The following is a 22,456-nucleotide window of genomic DNA, read 5'->3' as shown; positions in this document are numbered from 1 at the left end:
AGTTTTTTTATCCATTCAACAGATTTTTGCCAAGAATAATTTTCATCATATAAATCTTCTATATTTCTCAAATTAAGATTTGGACGGCTTACTTCAAACCCTAAAAGATATCTAAACAGTAAAATTCTTTTTGAGCGGGGATTTGCGGTAGCTGATGAGACTATCAGATTTCCTTTTTTCTTTTTTGAGATTTTTTCAAGTTTTTCATACTCTTTATTTTTAATAAGTTTTAAAGCATATTCCAAATCTTCTTCGCTAAACCCAAGAAGACCCAAAACATCCGTTATTTTTTTACCGCTTTTAAGTATCGAATCAACATCGTCTACAAAAACAAATTCAAATGTTTTATTGATAATATCTCTGTTTTTATATAAAAACTGAGTAGTCGTTATTAATATATCATATTCGCCTTTTTCTATAAGCTCTTTTTCCTGCTTTTTACCGGTATAAGCCAAGACATCTATTCCCCACTCTTTAAATTTCTCAAGTGCTTGAAGTACCAAAAGTTTTGTGGGAAAAATGATATAGGTATTTTTTACAAATGCGCTGAGTAACAATCCAAATGTTGTTTTGCCAATACCTGTTGGAGCTAAAAGAGCAAAAGAGTTATCTAAAAAAAACCTTTTCGCCCACATTTTTTGAATGGAACTAAGCTTATTTCCTGTTTTTGATTTAAAAAATTTATTAAACTCTTTTAATTTTTTATCCGCTTTGCAAAATTTTTCATATTTTCCAAGATCATCACACAATTCAAAACTTTTAATCTCTTCCATACACTTATCACAAAATTCTCCCCTATTTAGCCTAAAAGATGTAATATCTCCTAAACACCTTGGACACCTGTTTTTATAAACAGCTTCTAATACCATTTTTATCCTTTTTTTTACAAAAATTATCTTTTTATTGACCACAATCAATGAAACTTTTCAAAATAATAACTAAAATACTCCAAAACAACAAAAGGAGAAAAAAAATGTTCGGACTATTTGGAAATAAAAACGAAAATAAAAAACCTCAGGCTTGCGATTTACCATTTCTTTGCTGGCAATGTGAAATGAGCGCACCTGGAGGATGCGGAAGTCATGGAGAAAGCAAAGGTGTTTGTGGTAAAGACGCAACAAAATCAAGACTTCAGGATATGATGATTTACGGTCTTAAAGGTCTTAGTGCATATAGAGAACATGCCAATGAACTAATAAACGATCTTGGAGATGAAGAAGCTAAAAAAGTACTTAAAGAAATAGATGATGTAAATGCTGAGACTTTATATTTTACTCTAACAAACGTAAACTTTAATTTTGACGAACATATTGCACAACTTATGAAAGTAGGAAATGCAGGAGTGAAGGTAATGGACCTTTTAAGCGACCTTCATACAAAAGCTCTTGGAGTACCAGCACCTGTTGAAGTTACTCAAAATAAAGCTGAAGGTAAAGGTATTTTAGTTTCAGGACATAACCTTGATATGCTCGAAAAGCTTCTTAAAAGAATAGAAGAAAGAGGTTTATCTGATAAAATCAACGTATATACTCACTCAGAAATGCTACCTGCACACGGATATCCTCATTTAAGAAAATTTAAAAACTTAAAAGGTAATATCGGTAAAGCCTGGTATGACCAGACTGATATTTTCAGCAAATGGAACGGAACATGTGTGGTTAATACTAACTGTATCGTACCGCCTGAAAAATCTAAAAAAGTACAAAACTATATCGACAGACTTTATACTTACAAAATCACAGGTATTGAAGGTGCTAAAAAAATCGAAAACGACAATTTTGATCCGCTAATTGACCATACTTTAGAACTTCCTGATGTAACAGGATTTGAAAGTAACGAAAAAATAGCAACAGGACACCATTATAAAACTGTTTTAGAAGCTTATGGAGCAAAAGTACTTGATGCTATTAAAGAAGGAAAATTAAAAAGAGTATGGGTAATTGCCGGATGTGACGCACCTGGCAGAAAAAGAGATTATTTTAGAGAACTTGCCCTGGCAGTTCCAAAAGACCATATTATTATTACTTCAAGCTGTGGTAAATTCAGATTTAACGACGTAGATTTTGGAACTGTACCTGGAACTGACATTCCAAGATATATTGACCTTGGTCAATGTAATGACTCTAACGGTGCTGTTCATATAGCACTTGCTGTTGCTAACGCTTTAGGAATCGAAGATATTAACGAGCTTCCTGTATCAATCGCACTTATGTGGATGGAGCAAAAAGCTATTATTATTCTTTTAGCACTGCTTAGCCTTGGAATGAAAGATATTTACATTGGACCAAACGCTCCTCAGTTTGCAAATGAAGATATTGTTAATTTCTTAGTACAAAATTTCAATTTAGGTGTAATTTCTGGAAATATTCACAAAGATTTTGGAAAAGAATTAGCAAGCTAAAAATTCGTTTAAACCTTCTCTTCTTCCCTCTTTCGAGGCTTTTTACTATAATATATTTTAAATTTACTTTATAAGGATAAAAATGATTGAAATTAAAAAAGTGGCGTTTGAACCTATGAATGAAATTCACGAAAATGAAACTAAAATTCTTGAAAAGCTTCTTGAAAAAATAGAAAAAAAAGAACCTTTAGAAAAAATTTATGAAGAATTTCTAAATGATGTTAAAAATCATTTCTCATTTGAAGAAAAATTGATGGATAAATATGATTTTTTTGCTAAGATTCCTCACAAAATGGAACATACAAGAATTATAAATGAGCTTGAAGAGCTCAAAAAAGAGCTAGATAACTATGAATTGCTTAAAAAATATTTTTACGAACATTTCTTGCCATGGCTTGATAACCACATAGCAACCATGGATACGGTAACAGGCGGCTTTTTTAATATGGTTAACGCTCAAATATAAATTTATCTGCAAAAGCCGGTTTTAATTCGTCAAGCCAAGTCGCCTTTTCGTCAAACTTGGCAAAAAATGGAATATCTACATATTCATCATTTTTGGCTTGAAGCATATTTAATACAAACACTTTTTCTCCGTTTATTTCACTAACCCCTGTTACTGCCACTTTGCCTGGAGTTGCACTCATACTAGGACCTCTAACCGTTCTTGCAAGACCACTGACATTTCTAATAGCATTTTTATAAATTTTCCATGCTTCATATAATGGAATTTCAAAATAATGTTTAGCTCCGATATCGCGAGGCATAAACATATAATATGGAATCATACCTAAAGCTACCTGTTTTTTCCACATTTTCTCCCATACTTCGCTGCTTGCGTTTATATGTCTAAGCACAGGTGCTTGAGTTCTGATTATTGCTCCCGTTTTTTGAATGTTTTTAACGGCTTTTTCCAAAACTTTACTTTCAAGCTCTTTATAATGATTAAAATGCGCCATAAATGCTAAATGATATCCACTATTTACAATTTCTTTAAATAAATTTAACAAATCTTCGCTGTCCGGGTCACTTACAAACCTGTAAGGCCAAAACCCAAGCACTTTTGAGCCAAAACGGATGTTTTTTAGATGGGGTATTTTTGCTTTAAGTATAGGCTCAACATAAGCCCTTAGAAGCTTTGCACTCATCACCATAGGGTCTCCGCCAGTAAATAAAATATCTGTAATTGTAGGGTTTGCTTTTATATATTCTATCAATACCTCAACTTCCCGACTAGCAAATTTGAGTTCATTAATACCGGTAAACTGAGGCCACCTAAAACAAAAGCTACAATAAGCATGACACGTTTGCCCCTGTTTTGGAAAAAAAAGAATCGTTTCTTTATATTTATGCTGGCTTCCTTCAAGTTTTTTTCCGTTAATTTTTTTTTGTTTTATTTAATGCTTTAAAACTTTTTATATTATAAGCTTTATATTCCAATATTTTTCTCCTTACCATTTAAAATTTTCTTTAATTAACTTTAAATTTTTTATTTTTAATTTATTTCCTCTGCTTTCAATAATTCCAAGCTCTTTAAATTTTTTAAGTTTCCTGCTTAAAGTCTCTGGTTTTATATTTAAAAGTGTGGCAATTGAATGTTGCTTTAGACTTTCAAAAGCTTCAGGATTTTCATATATAAACTTAGCTATTTTATTTTCGGTATCAAGAACCAAATTAGCTTGAATCAACCCGTCTAAATATTTCATCTTTCTAAGTAAAGAACTCATAATAGAAAAACAAACATCACCTTTTTTCATAAATTTTTTAAATTTTTCAAACTCGATTTTTAAAATAACTCCATCAGTATCCATAGCACAATTGGCAGGATAAGGAATATTTTCCAAATTTGCAAGCTCGGCTATAAGACTTACAGGCATAAACTTATGAATAATAAGTTCATGACCTTTATTATCTATTTTATATACTCTTGCCACACCTTCTATTAAAAGGTGCAAATAAGCTGGATTTTCCTTTTCATAAAATACTATTTCATTTTTTTTAAGCTTTTTAATAATGGTAAAATCTTTAATTTGGTTTATTTCATCTATGCTGAGACCTTTAAACAAAAAAAACTCTTTAAGCTCCATTTTTGCCTTTTTTAGATTAATTTTATCTTAAAAAGTTAAATTATTCAAGTTAATAAAGTTTAGTATTTACAATATATGTTTAATTTTGATACAATTTTTATAAAAAATAAGGATTATTGATGAATTTTACCGACATTATAGAACTTGACGTTTCTGCAGAAGCACTTATTCTTAATACAACATCGGAAGATATAAATTCCATTATAAAAATAAAAGAAAATGAAATACCCCAATTAAAAATAAAAAAAGAAGCCATTTTATTTTTTACAGTTCATGATAATATAGAAAACCCTATAAAGCCGGAATTTACAATTAATATATATACTGTAAATAATTATTTAATAGAATTCATATTAGAAAGTGACAATATAGAAAAGTTAAAAGAGCTAAAAGAATATATAGTATCAATTCTTATATAACCTGATATTTTTTAAGCTCTTCTTCGCTTATCCCTTCAATCAATCCCAGTTTTTTTAATTTTTCAATTATTTCTTTTGTAGTATCAACATCAGGCGGCCATTCTCTGTTAAAACCATCAATATTTTTATCTTTATTAGTCCCGTCAATTCCTATAATTTCTTCTATCCAGATATCCCTTAAAGCATCTATATTGTTTGTAACTCTCCACACAAGCATATAAGGATTAAATGTTTCAGCTGTATTTATAAAAATTACAATTCTTAAATGCTGTTTTAATTCTTTTAATTTATCAAAGAGCACTTTTGCCGGTTTTTCTTTTTTAAATTTAACAACACATATCGGATTTTTCGTATCAACCATATACTGCGTAACCTCTTCCACACTTTCATCAAGCTCTTTTATTTTTTTAAACAGCTCTTCATCTTTTAATAATTCAAATTCATTTTCCATTTTCCATTTTTCATTTTCCATTGAAGCCGTAGCATCCACTCCAAGCTTTCCTCCCACCAGCTCTTCAATACTTGAATGGTCAAGCTCATCGACAATACCTTTTGAAATTAATATATTTCGTAGATTGAAATGATTTAAAATATATTCGATAATTTTTTCATAATCCCTAAGCTTTGGGGCGTCTTCATTTACAAATATTGCGTGTTTTACAAAACTCATCTGCCCAACTCCCCATAGACTGTGCATAATCTGTAAGCTGTGTCCCGGATATCTCGGGGCGATTTTACATAAAATCAGATTATGAAACACCCCATTTTCAGGCATTGCGTAATCAATTAAATCAGGAGAAGTCGTTTTAAGAAGTGGCAGAAAAATTCTCTCTGTAGCATATCCCATATATTTATCTTCCAAAGGAGGTTTTCCAACAACAGTCGCATAATATACCGGGTCTTTTTTTGTAGTAATAGTATCTACATGCATAACAGGAAAAGGTTTTTTAAGCGTATAATACCCCGTATGGTCACCAAACATTCCTTCTATTTCCATCTCTTCAGGGTCGCACCATCCTTCAACTACTATATCCGCATCCGCCGGCACTTCAAGGTCGCTACTTATACATTTAACAAGTTTTGGATTTTCTCCCCTTATAAATCCATATAACATTACTTCAAATATCCCAGGAGGCATCGGTGCAGTCGCACACCAAGTCCACAGAGGGTCTCCGCCTATAGCAACGGCTACTGGCATTTTTTGTCCAGCTTTTTTATATTCCCAAAAAAGATGAGCGCTGTCTTTATGTATCTGCCAGTGAAGTCCTAGCCTTTTATCGTCATATACCTGAAGTCTGTACATTCCGACATTTCTAGTCTCACCGTCAAGGCTTTTAGTATAAACCTGTCCCATTGTAATAAATTTGCCGCCGTCAAGTTCCCAGGTTTTAAGAATCGGCAGTCGGCTGAGTTTTGCAGCTTCGCCTTCATAAATATGATACTGACATTCACCAGTTTTTACCCTTTTAGGAATAGTGTTTTTTATGGCAAAAAGCTTTCCGAAAGCTTTTAATTTTTCACTAAGAGTCTTAGGAGGCTTCATTTTTATAAGATTCTCAATCTCTAAGGCAATTTCTTCTAAATCTTTTCCAAAAATTTCCCTTACCACTTCATCATTTGCAAAAATATTCATAACAACCGGCATATCAAACTTTTTTTCGCCTTCAACCGGGTTTGTAAACATTAAAATTTTTGGATTTTTCTTTTTTGCTTCTATATAAGCTAAATGAGGAATTTCAAGATTTACATCAAGCGGAGTATCTACTACTTTTATATATCTTTTTAAATCATTTAGATTCATTATATCCCTCCAACAGCCTCATAATCATTCCCAAAATAATAACGGTATTTAAAACCTCTTTTAAAATTTCATAAGATTCTTTTACACCTAATTTTATAATACTTAGCATTTCCAACGCTTTAATAACCGAATCTTTTATTTCATCAGGATAAATATTTAAGGCTTTTTTTATTTTTTCAGGGTCTTTAGAAAAAATTACCTCTTTTGGTAAAAAGATAGTAAAAAACATACCTATCGTTTTTGCAGCTTCCACAGGGTCATCAATAAGCTCAATCACCTTTTTTATAAATTCATCTTTTTTGTTCAAAATATCATCGATTAAAAAATTAAAAAACTCTTTAAGTTCTTCAATATCTTCTTTACTTAATTTATTCAAATCAAAAATTTTTAAAGCAACTTTTTCAAAATCAAAATTTCCACTAGCTATATTTGCATAAAAAACAATAAAAACCTCTAAAAGATTACTATTTTGTTTTCTTGCTATTTCGTCTATTTTTGCAAAATTCATAAATATCCTTTATTTGTTTATATTCAAATATATTTTTTAAAATTTCATCTTCAAGTTCTACAAGAGACGGTTTTGAAAGTTTTATTTTTAAATTTGGAGTATGCATAATGTCTTTTATCATATTACTTAAATCCGGTTCATGTCCAACTATTGCCACTACTCCATCTTTTCCGTTAAGTACTTTTTTAAGCTCGTTTATTCCACTTCCCGGAAGTAAAAGAGAAGTCTCTTCATACTCGGCATTCTTATAAAATTTTCTTAGCACCTCAGCTGTCTGTTTTGCTCTTAAAGCTTTTGAAGTTATTATATAATCAATTTTAGGATATGCGATTTTCATTATCTCAAAAAACCTAAAAGCTCTTTTTACACCTCTGCGTGTCAACGGTCTATCAAAATCATGTCCTAAAAATTCATGTCTATTTACCGCTAACGAATGTCTTATAAATAAAATTTTCATTTTTCCTTCCTCAATAAAACTCCGGTAAGATATAAAGAATTTGGTATGTTTAAGAGATACGGATGGTCAATATCCTGTTTCATAAATTCTATAACTTCCATATATGAATTATCAAGTACACTGCTGCTTAAGGCCAAATCCAAAAGGTCTTTTGAAGTAATGGAATGTGAACAGCTAAAAAGCGCCAAATATCCCCCTTCTTCTAAAATTTTTAAAGAATTTACTATCAGATATTTCCAGCCTTTTATTGCACCTTTTCTGGCATTTTTGTTTTTTGCAAAAGCGGGTGGATCAATTATTATTAAATCATACATATTTTTTTCTTTTTCCAAAAATTTAAAAACATCAGATTTTACTATTTCATAATTTTCAATACCGTTAAGCTCACAGTTTTTTTCTATCAAAGAACAGGCAAGTGCCGAAATTTCTACAAACTTTGTAAACCCAGCTCCGGCGTAAATCCCAAAACCTCCTGCATTTGCAAACAAATCAAGCGTTCTTTTATTTCCGTATTCTCCCACAATTTTTCTGTTTTTTCTCTGGTCAAGGAAAAAACCGGTTTTCTGTCCCTCTTTTAAATGGGTATAAAATTTTTTATTGTTTTCTAAAATAATAAACTCATCATCGACTTCTCCGTAAAGAGTCTGCGATGCTATTTCAAGTCCTTCTTTTTGACGGATTTTATCGCCTTTTTCATATATACCTTTAGGATTTAAAAGTGCTATTAACAATTCGACAATAATACCCTTAAAATTATCCATTCCGGCGGTAGTAAAACTTACTATAAGATTATCCTTATACATATCGACTATAAGGCCTGGGAGAAAATCTGCTTCGGAATGGATAAGTCGCACAGAATTTGTAACAGTCTGTAGTTTTTTTCTTTTTTTTACAGCTTTTTCAATTCTGTTTTTAAAAAATTCTTTATCGATATTAGTTTTTTCAAAACTCACAATTCTAGCCGTAATTTTACTAAGAGGATTAATAAACGCGGTGGCTACATATTTTCCCTTATATATCAAATCGGCAATAGTCCCGGGGTCGCATTTAGGAATAATTTTCAGTTCGTTTTGATAAAGCCAGGGGGCTATTTTTTTTAGTTTCTCATAACCTTGTTTTGTAATTTCTACTTTCATACCGCCTCTTTATAAATTCCGTTTTTTTTAACATATTGTATCAAATCGGCATATGTTTTGTTACTTGAAAGCGTCTTAGCGTCTCCTATAATCAAAAGTTTTCTTTTAGGTCTTGTTATTGCTACGTTTAATCTTCTGATATCACTTAAAAATCCGATTTCTTCTTTATCGTTTGCTCTAACCAAACTTACGATTATTATCTCTTTTTCGCGTCCCTGAAAACCGTCAACCGATTTTATTTCAATATTATGTTCTATTATTTTTTTCATATACTCTTCATGGTCTTTGTAAGGTGTAATAACCCCGATATGTTCTTCTTTTGCTCCGTTTAAAATAAACCTATCAACCAGTTCTTTTACAAATTCAGCTTCTTTTGGATTATATTTTGAAGGTGAGCCTTTTTTTACTGCTTCAAGAAACTTTCCTTGCGTATCATAAAAAACATACGGCTCATATCCCGCATAAAAATCATCCTCTTTTATTCCCAAATCTTTTATGGTTATGTTTTTAATCTCTTCATATGTTTTTACTTTACATTCATAAAACTCACAGCTTGGAAAATTATTTATTTTCTCATTCATTCTGTACTGGATTTCAAGAGTATGCAAAGCATCCGGATACAGATATGAAAACCTCTCAAACATACTGACTCTGAGTCTTTCGTCATTGCTTAAAATAGTCGGAGGAAGCTGTTTATGGTCTCCGGCAAATACAGCCTGAGGTGCTTTGATTAAAGGAATAAGGGTGCTTGGCTCCATAGCCTGCGCCGCTTCATCCAAAAACACGACATCAAACTCCCTTCCCTCCAAAAACTCACTTCCAGCACCCGAATTCGTAGCAAATACTGCATCGGCGCTGTTTAATATATCTTCCATAATTTCTTCAGTTATTTTATTTTTTTCATCGTATAGTTTATTTATTTTTTGCTGGATTTTTATCCACTCGGCCATTTCTTTTACCCACTCGGCTTTTACGCCTCTTTTGCCTTTTCCCTCTTTTGCAAGTTTTAAAATCTCTTCATCACTCATACCCCTTCTTCTGGCGGGAGTGGGTTTTTTTGTTCTTTTTTCCTGCAGATACTTTAAATCATCTATCTTTTTTATAATTTTTTCAACTTCTTTATATCTTTTATCCCGTCTTATTTTTACATCCAAAGAATATTTCATAAGTGAACTTTCTATTTTTGCCGGATGGCCTACTCTTACAATATTATAATCTTTTAATTTTTCCATAATATTATCTACCGCTACATTACTGTCGGCACTCACCAGTATTTTTTTCTTAAATTCGATATGTTTTTTTATAACTTCGCCAAGCGTGGTAGTTTTACCGGTACCCGGAGGGCCATGGATTAGAAAAGCTTCTGAATTTATACTAAACTTAAAAGCCTTATTTTGAGATTCGTTTAAATTTTCGCTAAAAACGTCCGCCTCTTCTATCTGAGGTTTTTTATGACCAAGCAAAATTTCATTACTAAATCTGCTTTCTTTATTTTTTACACTCTCTAATGCTTTTAACATTCTTTTAAAAGTAATATCATTTACATATAAATCAAGCCTATATAGTTTGCTTCTGAAAATCGGCTCTTTTGAATAAACTTCTATAAAATTTTTACCAACGGCACTGACAGTGGCTTCTTGAGCCAATTTTAAAGGCTCACCTTTACTTACCAATACTATATCTCCTACTTTTATCTGGTGTTCGGGCATATTGTTTCTGTTGAATCTGTATATTTTAAAATCTAAAAATTCCCCTACAAATCTCATCCTGAGCCCTAAAACGGCTCTTCCTCTTTTTTGCCTCTCAGCCCCGCTTAGCCGTTTTATCTCTTCAAGATGAAATTCCATTTCGGCTTTTCTTTCTTTTTCGATAAGCTCGGCAAAATATTCATAATATTCGTTTTCATCTTTAAATTTATATTTACTCATCACCCCTCCTAAATTCTTACACTTGATAATAAAACTATAAACGCTAATAAATTTATACCATAAAAAGCCCATTTTTTCTTTATTGCTATGATAGAAAGCAATGTGAAAAAAATTAAAAACCAGATTGAAATATTAACATAATAATATTTCTCTCCCAGGGCAAGATATTTTAAAATAATTTCATCAAAAACACCGCCCATACCAAAGAGATGCAAACAAACTCCCAAAGGATAAAAAACGGAAAACAAAATATTTACAACAGGCGATAAAAGCTGATAATTATTCATATATCCAAAAAAATAGTGCCCCCATACAAACATAACCAAAAACATATAAAAACTTAGCAAAATAGAATTATAAAAATTTGCCTTAAAATAATTAAAAAAAAGATAAATATAAAATACTCCGGCCATACTAAGCAAAAATCCTATACCAAAAATTTTATTAGCAAACAAAAAAAGAGAAAGACATCCCGTAATAATTAATGCTTTTACAGAAAATAAATTTCCAAAACTTACCGCAACCAAAAACAGTACACTTTCCAAAACAAAGGCCCTTATAAGAGAAGGAGGAAAACCTACCGCCCAAAGATACAAAAATTCCATAATCAAAACTATAAAACCTATATCAATCCATTTGTTTCTATAAGGGAAAAATTTATGTACCTTTTTATAAAAAAAATTTAACATTAAAAATAAAAAGAAAGATATAACCCCCAAATGAAGCCCGCTTAAAGCCATAAGATGAGAAATTCCAAGAGCACCTAATTTCTTCCGGGTCTTGTAATTCATAGACTCACCTAAAAAAAGAGCTTTAAAAAGATTTATAATTTCTTCGTTTTTATGCTGTGACTCAATATACTTTTCAACTTTAAAAACTTCTAAAAGCCTCAAATTATAACTAACCGCATAAAAAGAGGTCAGATATCCCCAAAAAGTTATTTTATTGGTAAATATATTAACTTTTATATTCTCATTTAAAAGATTTTTAATATTATCCTTGGTCGTAATATAAAATGTCACTTCTCTGTTTTTTAGTTTTAAAACCCAATAATCTTTTTTTAAATATTGATTTACTACTTTTGCTTCAACTGTTTTTATAAAAGGATATGAAAAAGAGAGATAATTTAAAAAAAGCAGCTGCATTCTTAAAAGAATAAATAAAAAAGCGGTTATAGCCCAGTATTTTTTCATATACTAGGCATATCTATCTGAGCCGTTGTAGGTTCTACTTCATAAACCGGTTCAATTTTATCAGTAAACAGAGTATATTTTTTATGAAATAACATCTCCACAGTGCCTGTAGGACCGTTTCTTTGTTTTCCTATAATAATTTCAGCGTCTTCAACCTCTTTTTCCTGAAAATCGATTTCTAAAGCTTTTCCTTTTTCTAAAGCTTCTTTTTGTTTTTGCTTTGCTTCCATGGCTTTATAAACATCATCCCTATATATAAACATAATAATATCGGCATCCTGTTCAATCGCTCCTGATTCCCTAAGGTCACTGAGCATCGGTCTTTTATTAGGTCTGCTCTCAAGCGAACGGTTAAGCTGAGAAAGAGCGATTATGGGAATTTGAAGTTCTCTTGCCAGAAGTTTTAAACTCCTGCTAATTTCCGCAATAGCCAAATGCCTCTCCCTCTGGTCAGATGAAATAAGCTGAAGATAATCTATAATCGCTAACGATAAATCAGGATTTTGAGCTTTTAACTTTCTTAATTTTGCCCTTATTGTATGAATATTTACGTTTCCCTCATCATCCACAAAAAGAGGTCTAGCAGATAAATCATCCGCAACTGATGAGAGTTTACTCCACTCTTCATCGTTTAGATTACCTCTTCTAATATCCTGAAGGGGTATTTTTCCCGCAGCACTCATCATCCTAAGCATTAACTGCTCTGCAGGCATTTCCAAAGAAAAAACAGCAACTCCTTTATTCTGCTTTATAACGTTAAGAGCAATATTTAAAGCAAACGCCGTTTTACCCATAGAAGGTCTTGCCGCAATGATTATTAAATCACCTTCTCCAAAACCGCTGGTCATTCTATTAAGTTCTATAAATCCTGTATCAAGACCTGTTACAATTTTGTTTTTTTTAGCCGCTTGTTTTTTAATAAAATCAAGCGTGTCATTTATAATTTTTGTTGAAGACTTAAAATCACCCGCCAGATTAGAAGTAGCTATAGAAAAAAGTTTTCCCTGAATTTCTTCAACTTCTTCAATCGCACGTTTATCTTCTTCTAAAACAATTTTTTTAATTTCGTTGGAGAGGTGAATAAGTTCTCTTTTTGTAGCCAAATCTTTTATCTCTTTTGCATACGCTTCAACCGCTTCTACAGGGGCAGTTCCTAAAATTTCTAAAAAAAGTTCTTCGTCGTATTTCTTTTTTTTCTTTAATTCATCTCTTAAGAAGATTTCGTCAATCGGAAGGTCTTTTTTATAAAGTTCTTCCATCGTTTCAAAAACATATTGATGAAAAGGAAGATAAAAATCGCCCGGTTTTAAAATAGCAGCCACATCTTCATATACTTTTCCATCAAATAAAATAGCGCTTAAAATCCCTCTTTCTATATCAAGATTAAAAAGATTCAATTAATTCTCCTTTAATATATGTTCGCGTATAGCTTTTAAAACATCTCTGATATCTTGGGATTCCATAAGAGTTTTTAACTTAGATTTTTTAAACCTGGAAAGAGACCTTATTATCTGTTTAATCTCTTCATCACTTTTTGCCTCTTTTATTTTTTCAACAGTTTCCCTGCCGAGCACTTTTTCAAGTTTTTCTTTGGTAACTTTACTGGGTTTTAATATCAAAAACATAAATATAAAAGCCATAGAAGCTATCGAAAGTCCTACGATATAAATAAGAGTGGTAGCACTCATAAATCTCCTTTTTTATAAATTATACCAAATTACTCCGCTATTTTTTTTATTTCCTCTAAAAACTTATCTAAAAGCTCATTCTCTTTATATTTGCCTATTATTTCGCCTTTTTTAAGTATTAGTCCGTATCCTTTTCCACAGGCTATTGCCAAATCCGCTTCCTTAGCCTCACCTATTGCGTTTACCACACATCCCATAACAGACAGGTTTAAAGGTTTTTTAATATCCTTAACTGCTTCTTCCACAGCTTCTACAATCGGCGGCAAATCAACTTCTATTCTCCCACATGTTGGACAAGAAATTATATTTACTCCTTCTTTTAATCCTAAATCTTGTAAAATAGCCTTCCCTACTCTTATTTCTTCTTCAAGTTCCCCTGTAATAGAGACCCTCAACGTATCTCCTATTCCTTCAAGCAATAAAGCTCCAAACGCGGCTGCTGATTTGATAGTAGCATGAAACCTGGTCCCCGCTTCCGTAACACCCAAATGAAAAGGATACTCCACAAGGGGCCTTAGCATTCTGTATGCTTCCACCGTTCTTATAACGTCACTGGCTTTAAGAGAGACTTTTATATCCCTAAAATCCAAATCTTCAAGAAATTTAATATGCCACAGAGCCGACTCAACCATCGCTTTTGGAGTCTGTCCGTATCTGTTTTCAAGATGTTCTTCCAAACTTCCGGCATTTACTCCAATTCTTATCGGAATTGAGCGTTCTTTACATACTTTTACTATTTCTCTTACTCTATCCTTGCCGCCAATATTACCCGGATTTATTCTAAGCCCATCTACTACCTCAGCGGCTTTAAGTCCAAGTCGATAATTAAAATGAATATCGGCAATTACAGGCAGCGGAGATTTTTTTTTAATTATTTTTAAAGCATCTGCGTCTTCTTCATCCAAAACCGCCACTCTTACAATATCCGCTCCAGCAAAATAAAGTCTGTTTATCTGCTCAAGCGTTGAATTTATATCTTTTGTCTTGGAAAATGTCATAGACTGGACAGAGATTGGAGCGTCTCCCCCAATTTCTACATTTCCGACTTTTATTTTTTTTGTAGGATATCTTTTAATCATTGTATTCCTTTACAAAATGGTAAATATATTCAATATTTCCCTCTTTTCCTTTTACACTGGATTCTTCGCTTCTTTTTAATTTCCAGCCTAGTTTACGTGTTTCTTTTTCAAAATTTTCCCTGGCTTTTTTTACGGCTTCCGTGTCCGTTACCACACCTTTTTTATCCCTTTTTACATCTTTTCCGACCTCAAATTGGGGTTTAAAAAGTAAAATAATATCGCTTTTAGCCAATTCGTCAATTTTTTTTATAACTTTAAGAAGCGAAATAAAACTTACATCACTTACTACAATATCAAATTTTTCCGGATAATCAAAATCCCTTATATCGGTATTTTCATAACTTTCCACTTTTGAATGATTTTTGATTTTAGGATGAAGCTGATTTGAACCGACATCCACGCATACAAGCTTTTTTGCTCCCTTTTCTAAAGAGACTTCGCTAAATCCACCCGTTGAACTCCCTACATCCAAAACCGTTTTTTCTTTAAAATCTATATTATATTTTTCTAAATAATTTTTTAATTTCCAAGCAGCCCTGCTTACATAAACGTTATTTTCTAAAATCTCAATTTTATCCTCTAAACCAACTTTATATGAAGGCTTTGTTATAAGCTTTCCGTTTACTTTAACTTTTGATTTTTTTATCTGTTCTTTTGCTTTATTACGAGAATCGAGCAAACCTTTATTTACAATTGCTTCATCAAGTCTCAATTATAGCCTTTTTTAAATAAATTTTATCAAACTTTATTCACATATTCACATATTTTGCTATAATAAAATGATTAAATCAAAAGGAGAAAAAATGGGATTTAGCGGATTTATGGCTATCGCTTTATGTGTTATAGCAACAGGTGCTATTCTTTATCTTGCAATAGATGCTACTAAAAAATCTCCTCTAAGCAATTAAATCTTTAAGAGATTGTTGGGGGGATTTCCCCTCGTATAAAATTTTATAAACTTCAACGGCAATAGGTGTATAAATATTATTTTTCTGAGAAATATTAAAGATAGCTTTTGTTGTATAAACGCCTTCTGCCACTTCGCCAAGTTCTGTTAAAATATCATCAAGCATTTTTCCTTTTGCAAGATTAAGTCCAACTCTATAGTTTCTGCTCATAGTGGAATTTGCCGTCAAAAACAAATCACCCGCTCCAGCAACACCTAAAAAGGTATCCTTTTTAGCCCCAAAATACTCTCCAAATCTATCCATTTCCACTAATCCCCTGGCTATAAGGGCCGCTTTTGCATTATTTCCCAGATTCAACCCTTCACATATTCCAGCCGCTATCGCTATTACATTTTTATAGGCACCCGCAATTTCCACACCTTGGACATCATCATCCGTATATATCTTTATAAAATCCGGAAAAAACTCTCCAAAACGCTTTGCAAGATTTAAATTTTTAGACGCTATAACAAGCGCCGTAGGTTTATTTTCTTTTACTTCTTTTGCAAAAGAAGGTCCGGATAGAAAAGCTAAGTTTTCCTCATCCACATATTCCTCAAAAATTTCATTTAAAAATTTATAAGTAGTATTATCTATACCTTTACTGGCCACAAGAATTTTTTTATCTTTTATTCTGTCTCCCCATTTTTTTAAAAACTCACTTACAGACTGGGCTGCTATAACTATAATCAGATATTCGTTTTTTAAAGCTTCTTCGATATTTACAAAATTTTTTATATTTCTTTTTTTTCTGGAAGTTATAACGGCTTTGACTTTTTGAGAAATTGCATGGAAAATAGCGCTCCCCCACGCTCCCGCGCCCATTACGCTAACCATCAGCCCTCCTTATCGTATCCAAATCCATTTTAAATCTCTCTATTTCATCTTTATCTCCAACCACTATTAGAATATCCCCTTTATCTATTTTATGATTTATTCCCTTTGTTACAAACTGAACCTCTTCACTTATTTCTTTATCAACAATCGCCACAATAAGAATATTGTAATTAGAAGAAACTTCTTTATAAACATCTTTCATATGTTTCCCGTCTAAAAAAGAGTTTTCGGGTATCTCTATTTCCGCAAAAGAGAGTTTATTGTCTTCAAATATGATTTCTTCTATTACCCTAAGAGTTAAAGGCTTTTTTAAAATAGTCATAATTCTATTAGCAGTAACTTCATAAGGATTAATAGTTTTATCAACACCGGCCAGTTTATATTTATATTCGTTATCTTTATTCGAAACTTTAGCTATAACTTTTTTTAAAGGATACATGTCTTTTAAAGTAAGGCATAAAAAAAGATTTTTATCTTCGTCTCTTAAAACCGCTAAAGCAACGTCATAATCTCCTATCTGCTTTATTTCATCATCGGTTATTTCATGAATTCTTATAACATCATATAATTTTTCTTTTGCCTTTTGTTCTTCTTTTTCATCCAATACTACCACTATAAGCTCTCTTTTTTCTATAAAACTTGCAACCCTCTCCCCAAAATCGTCAAATCCAAATAATGCTATTTTCATATACTACTTCTTTCAACCAGATATTTAAAATAATTAACGCTAACACTATATCCCATTACAACTATAATATCCCCAGCATCAAGTTTAAGGTCAAAAGGAGGATTAAAATAAAAATGACCCTGTTCTATTTTTAAGGTTTCGTTTAATAAAGGGGATTCGTCTTTTTTTAATACTCCAAATAATATAAGTTTATATTTATCAAAATCTATCTCTCCCACAAGTTTACCCTCCAGTATGGAATTCTCAAGTACTATAATTTCATCTATAACGGCGTTTCTTTTTTCAGTTAAAATTGCATCAATTACTTCAAAAGTTATAGGATGCCCGATATATTCCGTCATAAGAAGAGCCGTAACTGTTGTAGGAACGACTATATGGTTTGCCCCGGCTTTTTTAATTTTTGAAATATTGTTTTCATCATTGGCAAGAGCAATGATTTCTATATCCTTACAATATGCTTTTATACTTAAAACCATAAAAGCGTTACTAATATCGTCATTAGTAAGAACAAACACTTTTGTTATTTTATTAAAATCAAGAGTTTTTAAAAAATCTTTTTGGGCAACATCACCTTTAACCGATATATAACCTTTCATTGCAGCTTTTTGAACTCTGTTTTCGTCAATATCCACAACTACAAAATCCTGATTTTCCTTTTTAAATCTCTCGCATAAAATTTCAGCCTCATTTGAATACCCGCATATAAAATAAACATCGTTTAAACTTCTAACAATTCTTACGACTCTTTCGGCTTTAAGCTCCTCAAGCTTTTCCGTAAAAGCCGAAGCTATAATAGAAGTGGAAAAAGATATAAATCCGATACCAATTATAATTAATACCATCGTAAGGACTTTGCCCTCAGGAGTAACGGGCGTAATATCACCGTAACCAACAGTGGAAATGGTAATCAACGACCAATAAATAGCATCAAAAATATTTTGAATCTTTCCATTGGTATGAGCTTCAAAAACATAAATTACGGCTCCTCCTATAAATGTAACAAACGATACCGCAATAAGGAGAATAAAAAGTTCAAATTTTTTATTGGCAAGAACTTCTATAAACGTATTTATGCTTTTAGTATACCTAAGAAGCTTAAAAAGTCTGAAAATTACAAAAATCCTAAAAATTCTTAAAGCCCTGTAACTCGGCAAAATTGCCAAAAAATCAATAATGGCAAAAGGTGACCTGATATATTCCCATTTTTTGGCAATAATCTCTTTTATTACTTTCTTTAAATCAAACTCTCGTCCGACAAAATGGGCTTCTTCATACTCCTGAATTATTATTTTATGAATATCGTTATATACCCAAAGTCTTACTAAATATTCTACGGCAAATACACCGGTAACAAAATAAAAATCAAAATCTTCCAATATAGGGTGAACCTTATGCTTTATATCATAAAGTAAAATACCAACACTTATCAAAACCAAAAAGAACATAAAAAAATCAAAAACTTTTTTAGGAGGAAAAGAATCGTCATTCATTAAACGCCAGAAAAAATACTTAGTTTTTTTATATGTTTTATTACCGTCTAAATAATAAGCAAAGGCTATAAGAGCCTTTATAATAGGTTTTTTTATTTTATTCAAGATAGCTTACTTTTTAATATTTTGTTCACTATTTGAGGATTTGCTTTACCACGACTAGCTTTCATAACCTGTCCTACAAAAAATCCAAACAGTTTTTCTTTTCCGGCTTTATACTCTTCTACTTTGTCTGCGTTAGCTGCTAATACCTCATCAACCATTTTTTCAATAGCACCCTCATCACTTACCTGTTTAAGTCCCAGTTTTTCAATCGCAACGTCCACCTCAATGTCTTCTTCCATTAATAAATCAAGAACTTTTTTACCTCCTGCACCGCTTATAACCGCCTCTTTTTCTCTTTTAGCAATCAGTGATAGTTTTTCAGGAGACACCGGAGAAGCCGTAATATCAAGCCCCGCTTTGTTAAGTCTTCCAAGAAGTTCAATTGCCAGCCATCTGTTCGCAGCGGCAGGTTCAACTCCAAGTGCTATCATACGCTCAAAAAACTCAGCAAGTTCAGGCTCAGCCGTAAGTACTCCGGCATCATACTCTTTAAGTCCAAATTCTTTTATATAACGCTCTTTTTTCTCATCAGGAAGTTCAGGAATTTTAATTTCATAAAACTCTTCAGGGACTTCTAGAGGAAGTAAGTCAGGGTCTGGAAAATATCTGTAATCAGCCGACTCTTCTTTTCCCCTCATACTCCTAGTTTCGCCCGTCTTTGAATCAAAAAGTCTTGTTTCTTGAACTACCTCATCCTCATATTCATCATATTCGTATGCTTCAATATGTCTTTCAACTTCATATTCTATCGCCTGTTTAATAAATTTAAATGAATTTATATTTTTAATCTCCACTCTAGTCCCAAACTCTTTTTGTCCTTTAGGTCTAACAGAAACATTTGCATCAACCCTGAAGCTTCCTTCCTGCATATTAGCATCACTAATTCCAAGATATTTGACAATTGCATGAAGTTTTTTAAGGTAAGCAATAGCTTCATCGCTGCTTCTCATATCAGGTTCGCTTACTATTTCAAGAAGAGGGGTTCCTGCTCTATTTAAATCTACTTTTGAATATTCGCCTTCATGAATATTTTTACCCGCATCTTCTTCTAAGTGAGCTCTTGTAATTCCTATTTTTTTCTTTCCGTCTTTAGTATCGATAAAAAGCTCTCCGTTTTCAACAATTGGTACTACAAACTGAGAAATTTGATAACCTTTTGGAAGGTCGGGATAAAAATAGTTTTTTCTCTCAAACGTACTTCTTTTATTAATTGTAGCATTTACCGCTTTACCAAACATTACAGCTTTTTTTATGGCTTCTTTATTCATAACCGGAAGCGCTCCTGGAAGTCCAAGACACGTAGGACATGTATTGGTATTCGGTTCATCACCAAAACTTGTAGGACAGCTACAAAAAATTTTTGTTTTTGTATTTAACTGAACATGAACTTCCAAACCTATTACAACTTCATAATTTTTACTCATTTATTCTCCTTTTTTTATTCTACTACGAATCTAAACCCGTGTTTATGTAAAGCTCTTTTAATAGACTCCTGATGCTCAAGCCCTCTGGTTTCAAGGGCAATTGACACGTTTGCATCCCCAATAGCCAAATTCAAATCAGTCCTATCATATCCGATAGACACAATATTAGCTCTCTCTTTAGCCAAAATTTCGGTAAGCTTCATTAATGCTCCAGGCTTATCTACAAGCGTAATTACCAGCTTCATTTTCCTATGGGATTTTAAAAGACCTTTTTCTATAATAAGATTTATCATAGTAACGTCAATATTACCGCCGCTTAACACTACTCCTACTTTCTTAGGAGCCCCGAATTTTATTTTACGGTGTAAAAGTGCGGCGATTCCAACAGCACCCGCACCTTCTACTACAAGTTTTTGTCTCTCCATTAAAAATAAAATAGCATTAGCAATCTCTTCATCATCAACTTCCACTATATCATCAACAACTTCTTTTATAATTTCAAAAGTAATCGGAGAAGTGTCTCTAACGGCAATTCCATCAGCTATCGTTTTAACATATGTAGTATCCTGAACACTTCCGGATAAAAAACTGAGTCTCATAGCAGGAGCCCCCGCAGCCGTAACACCTATTACTTTAATATGAGGATTAATCTGTTTAGCCGCACTGGCTATTCCGCTGATAAGCCCCCCTCCTCCCACAGGGACAATTATATAATCAAGTTCAGGCACCTTTTCAAGCATTTCAAGAGCTATAGTCCCCTGTCCAGCCATTACATCAACATCCGCAAACGGATGAATAAACTCAAGCCCTTTTTCTTTTGCCAAATTTAATGCATACTCATATGCTTCATCATAATTATTTCCAGCCAGCACTACTTCTCCGCCATATTCCTTAACACCGCTAACTTTAGTAAGAGGCGTGGCTTCCGGCATTACAATAATTGAAGGAATATTAAAATAATTGGCACTAAAAGCAACACCTTGAGCGTGATTTCCCGCACTTGCCGCTATTACACCTTTTTTTCTTTTATCTTCCGGAAGGGAAGCTATTTTATTAAAAGCTCCTCTTAATTTGAAAGCTCCTGTAGTTTGAAGGTTTTCTTTTTTTAAAAAAATCTCATTTCCTACTTTTTGAGAAAGGACAGGAGCATAAGCAAAGGGTGTTTTATATATAACTTTTTTGACTCTCTTGTGAGCTTCTTGAATTTTCTCTAAAGGAATCATAACAGTCCCTCATTCATACATCTGATATACTCCACCATAAGACACTTATCTTCAACATAATAAACCCCTGCTTTTTGTGCTATTTCTTTTGATAATTCGTTTTTTACACCCTCTTGTAAAAACACACATTTAACACCAGGAAGTTTTACGGCTTTTTCCACTATTGGCGGAGTATCTTCTCCTTTTCTAAAAATATCTACAATGTCTACTTCAAAATCTATTTCATCTAAATTTCTATATACTTTTTCTCCTAAAATAGTATCTTCCCTAGGATAAACAGGTATAATTTTAAAACCTTTTTCTTGTAAATATTTTGCCACTTGATTAGAAGCTCTATGTTCTTTTGGAGACAATCCTACAACTACAATAGTTTTACTCTTTTTCAAAATTTCACAAAGCTTAGGCTCCGCCCCAGAGGCACTAGGCAACTCGCAAGCACTCATTTTTAACCTTTTTTAGCAAAATTATAGCAAAAATTCCCAAAAACTCTTGATTTTTTAAGATAAAAAAGAGTAAAATTTTCCAAAGCCCAAAAAGGAGGAAAAAATGAAAAAATCTGATTTAGTAAATAAAGTGGCTGAAAAAACAGGTCTTAGTAAAAAAGATGTTGCCGCAGTAATAGACGCAAGCATTGAAACTATCGAAGAAGCTTTAAAAAATGGTGAAAAGGTAAGTTTTATTGGTTTTGGAAATTTTGAAGTAGTAACAAGAGCGGCAAGAGTAGCAAGAGTACCTGGTACAAATAAAGAAGTTAAAATCCCTGAAAGCAAGTCGGTTAAATTTAAAGTAGGTAAAAAACTAAAGGAAATCGTAAATTCGTAAATCAAGCTTTTTTTTGCTTGATTTTTTTATTATTTTTTTAATATAATTTCACCCCAAGCCGGAGTGGCGGAACTGGTAGACGCGCCGGACTCAAAATCCGGTGGGCCTAGCCCATGAGGGTTCGAGTCCCTCCTCCGGTACCATATTAATCTACTGATATACCTTCATTTTAAATGAAAAAATTTTAAAAAAGAAACAAATATAGACCTGGCCCAAGGATATT

22 protein-coding genes, 1 tRNA gene and 1 pseudogene are annotated in these 22,456 nt (G+C 32.4%); 5 read left to right on the top strand and 19 right to left on the bottom strand.

From position 1 onward, the window contains the following. A partial coding sequence (locus ACXJH6_RS08755; RefSeq protein WP_456471376.1) for a DEAD/DEAH box helicase occupies nucleotides 1-869 on the bottom strand: 869 nt, incomplete at its 3' end. 104 nt (nucleotides 870-973) lie between these two features. On the opposite strand from ACXJH6_RS08755, the gene hcp reads away from it, so the two are divergent. Together hcp and ACXJH6_RS08745 are read left to right on the top strand one after the other, a co-directional pair. Next, the gene (hcp, locus tag ACXJH6_RS08750) at nucleotides 974-2,401 is read left to right on the top strand and encodes a hydroxylamine reductase (RefSeq protein WP_456471375.1); all 1,428 of its coding nucleotides are present in this window, start codon (nucleotides 974-976) and stop codon (nucleotides 2,399-2,401) included. A gap of 82 nt (nucleotides 2,402-2,483) precedes the next feature. After that, the gene (locus ACXJH6_RS08745; protein ID WP_456471374.1) at nucleotides 2,484-2,867 is read left to right on the top strand and encodes a bacteriohemerythrin; all 384 of its coding nucleotides are present in this window, start codon (nucleotides 2,484-2,486) and stop codon (nucleotides 2,865-2,867) included. On the opposite strand, the gene ACXJH6_RS08740 is transcribed toward ACXJH6_RS08745, so the two are convergent. Both ACXJH6_RS08740 and ACXJH6_RS08735 read right to left on the bottom strand, forming a co-directional pair. After that, nucleotides 2,851-3,618 carry a KamA family radical SAM protein gene (locus ACXJH6_RS08740; protein ID WP_456471373.1) on the bottom strand — a complete coding sequence of 256 codons (768 nt, stop codon included), beginning with the start codon at nucleotides 3,616-3,618 and terminating at the stop codon, nucleotides 2,851-2,853. The genes ACXJH6_RS08745 and ACXJH6_RS08740 overlap by 17 nt on opposite strands. Before the next feature lie 234 nt (nucleotides 3,619-3,852). Then, complete coding sequence (locus tag ACXJH6_RS08735; RefSeq protein ID WP_456471372.1) at nucleotides 3,853-4,488, bottom strand: Crp/Fnr family transcriptional regulator; 636 nt, start codon at nucleotides 4,486-4,488, stop codon at nucleotides 3,853-3,855. Nucleotides 4,489-4,607: 119 nt separating this feature from the next. On the opposite strand from ACXJH6_RS08735, the gene ACXJH6_RS08730 reads away from it, so the two are divergent. Next, nucleotides 4,608-4,907 carry a hypothetical protein gene (locus ACXJH6_RS08730; RefSeq protein ID WP_456471371.1) on the top strand — a complete coding sequence of 100 codons (300 nt, stop codon included), beginning with the start codon at nucleotides 4,608-4,610 and terminating at the stop codon, nucleotides 4,905-4,907. Here the strand turns inward: ACXJH6_RS08730 and ACXJH6_RS08725 are convergent. The 16 genes from ACXJH6_RS08725 to ACXJH6_RS08650 form a co-directional block, all read right to left on the bottom strand. Next, complete coding sequence (locus ACXJH6_RS08725; protein ID WP_456471370.1) at nucleotides 4,900-6,708, bottom strand: menaquinone biosynthesis decarboxylase; 1,809 nt, start codon at nucleotides 6,706-6,708, stop codon at nucleotides 4,900-4,902. The two genes, ACXJH6_RS08730 and ACXJH6_RS08725, sit on opposite strands and share 8 nt — an antisense overlap. After that, nucleotides 6,695-7,216, bottom strand: coding sequence for a hypothetical protein (locus tag ACXJH6_RS08720; protein WP_456471369.1), 522 nt, complete (start codon nucleotides 7,214-7,216; stop codon nucleotides 6,695-6,697). The genes ACXJH6_RS08725 and ACXJH6_RS08720 overlap by 14 nt, the downstream gene beginning before the upstream one ends. Then, the gene (locus ACXJH6_RS08715; protein ID WP_456471368.1) at nucleotides 7,173-7,673 is read right to left on the bottom strand and encodes a SixA phosphatase family protein; all 501 of its coding nucleotides are present in this window, start codon (nucleotides 7,671-7,673) and stop codon (nucleotides 7,173-7,175) included. The genes ACXJH6_RS08720 and ACXJH6_RS08715 overlap by 44 nt, the downstream gene beginning before the upstream one ends. Then, the gene (locus ACXJH6_RS08710) at nucleotides 7,670-8,809 is read right to left on the bottom strand and encodes a class I SAM-dependent rRNA methyltransferase (protein ID WP_456471367.1); all 1,140 of its coding nucleotides are present in this window, start codon (nucleotides 8,807-8,809) and stop codon (nucleotides 7,670-7,672) included. Before ACXJH6_RS08710 ends, ACXJH6_RS08715 begins: the two co-directional genes overlap by 4 nt. Next, on the bottom strand, nucleotides 8,806-10,737 hold the full coding sequence (locus tag ACXJH6_RS08705; protein ID WP_456471366.1) for an IGHMBP2 family helicase: 1,932 nt from the start codon (nucleotides 10,735-10,737) through the stop codon (nucleotides 8,806-8,808). The genes ACXJH6_RS08710 and ACXJH6_RS08705 overlap by 4 nt, the downstream gene beginning before the upstream one ends. Before the next feature lie 8 nt (nucleotides 10,738-10,745). Next, nucleotides 10,746-11,930: a ComEC/Rec2 family competence protein gene (locus ACXJH6_RS08700; RefSeq protein ID WP_456471365.1), complete on the bottom strand. Its 1,185-nt coding sequence runs from the start codon at nucleotides 11,928-11,930 to the stop codon at nucleotides 10,746-10,748. After that, nucleotides 11,927-13,327 carry a replicative DNA helicase gene (locus ACXJH6_RS08695; protein ID WP_456471364.1) on the bottom strand — a complete coding sequence of 467 codons (1,401 nt, stop codon included), beginning with the start codon at nucleotides 13,325-13,327 and terminating at the stop codon, nucleotides 11,927-11,929. The genes ACXJH6_RS08700 and ACXJH6_RS08695 overlap by 4 nt, the downstream gene beginning before the upstream one ends. Then, complete coding sequence (locus ACXJH6_RS08690; protein WP_456471363.1) at nucleotides 13,328-13,618, bottom strand: 4-hydroxy-3-methylbut-2-en-1-yl diphosphate synthase; 291 nt, start codon at nucleotides 13,616-13,618, stop codon at nucleotides 13,328-13,330. It lies immediately after the preceding gene. A gap of 29 nt (nucleotides 13,619-13,647) precedes the next feature. Further along, entirely contained in the window at nucleotides 13,648-14,697 is a 1,050-nt protein-coding gene (gene ispG / locus ACXJH6_RS08685) for a flavodoxin-dependent (E)-4-hydroxy-3-methylbut-2-enyl-diphosphate synthase (RefSeq protein ID WP_456471362.1), read from the bottom strand. After that, nucleotides 14,690-15,409: a 23S rRNA (cytidine-2'-O)-methyltransferase TlyA gene (tlyA, locus tag ACXJH6_RS08680; protein ID WP_456471361.1), complete on the bottom strand. Its 720-nt coding sequence runs from the start codon at nucleotides 15,407-15,409 to the stop codon at nucleotides 14,690-14,692. Before tlyA ends, ispG begins: the two co-directional genes overlap by 8 nt. Nucleotides 15,410-15,593: 184 nt before the next feature. Further along, on the bottom strand, nucleotides 15,594-16,484 hold the full coding sequence (locus ACXJH6_RS08675) for an NAD(P)H-dependent glycerol-3-phosphate dehydrogenase (RefSeq protein ID WP_456471377.1): 891 nt from the start codon (nucleotides 16,482-16,484) through the stop codon (nucleotides 15,594-15,596). Further along, nucleotides 16,474-17,169: a potassium channel family protein gene (locus ACXJH6_RS08670; RefSeq protein WP_456471360.1), complete on the bottom strand. Its 696-nt coding sequence runs from the start codon at nucleotides 17,167-17,169 to the stop codon at nucleotides 16,474-16,476. Before ACXJH6_RS08670 ends, ACXJH6_RS08675 begins: the two co-directional genes overlap by 11 nt. After that, nucleotides 17,166-18,764, bottom strand: coding sequence for an ion transporter (locus ACXJH6_RS08665; RefSeq protein ID WP_456471359.1), 1,599 nt, complete (start codon nucleotides 18,762-18,764; stop codon nucleotides 17,166-17,168). Before ACXJH6_RS08665 ends, ACXJH6_RS08670 begins: the two co-directional genes overlap by 4 nt. Then, nucleotides 18,761-20,188, bottom strand: coding sequence for an Asp-tRNA(Asn)/Glu-tRNA(Gln) amidotransferase subunit GatB (gene gatB / locus ACXJH6_RS08660; RefSeq protein ID WP_456471358.1), 1,428 nt, complete (start codon nucleotides 20,186-20,188; stop codon nucleotides 18,761-18,763). The genes ACXJH6_RS08665 and gatB overlap by 4 nt, the downstream gene beginning before the upstream one ends. 14 nt (nucleotides 20,189-20,202) lie before the next feature. Next, a complete protein-coding gene (gene ilvA / locus ACXJH6_RS08655; protein WP_456471357.1) occupies nucleotides 20,203-21,411 on the bottom strand; it encodes a threonine ammonia-lyase in 1,209 nt (402 codons plus the stop codon). Next, on the bottom strand, nucleotides 21,408-21,854 hold the full coding sequence (locus tag ACXJH6_RS08650) for a CoA-binding protein (protein WP_456471356.1): 447 nt from the start codon (nucleotides 21,852-21,854) through the stop codon (nucleotides 21,408-21,410). Before ACXJH6_RS08650 ends, ilvA begins: the two co-directional genes overlap by 4 nt. A gap of 91 nt (nucleotides 21,855-21,945) precedes the next feature. Between ACXJH6_RS08650 and ACXJH6_RS08645 the strand changes: the two are divergent. Both ACXJH6_RS08645 and ACXJH6_RS08640 read left to right on the top strand, forming a co-directional pair. Then, a pseudogene (locus ACXJH6_RS08645) lies at nucleotides 21,946-22,233 on the top strand (HU family DNA-binding protein); the annotation flags it as partial. Nucleotides 22,234-22,290: 57 nt separating this feature from the next. Next, nucleotides 22,291-22,376: transfer RNA gene (locus ACXJH6_RS08640), tRNA-Leu, on the top strand. Nucleotides 22,377-22,456: the final 80 nt, after the last annotated feature.

The organism is Caminibacter sp., from assembly GCF_053999135.1.
Note: the sequence above shows the minus strand (reverse complement) of the source record. Positions and strands in the feature narration are given on the sequence as shown.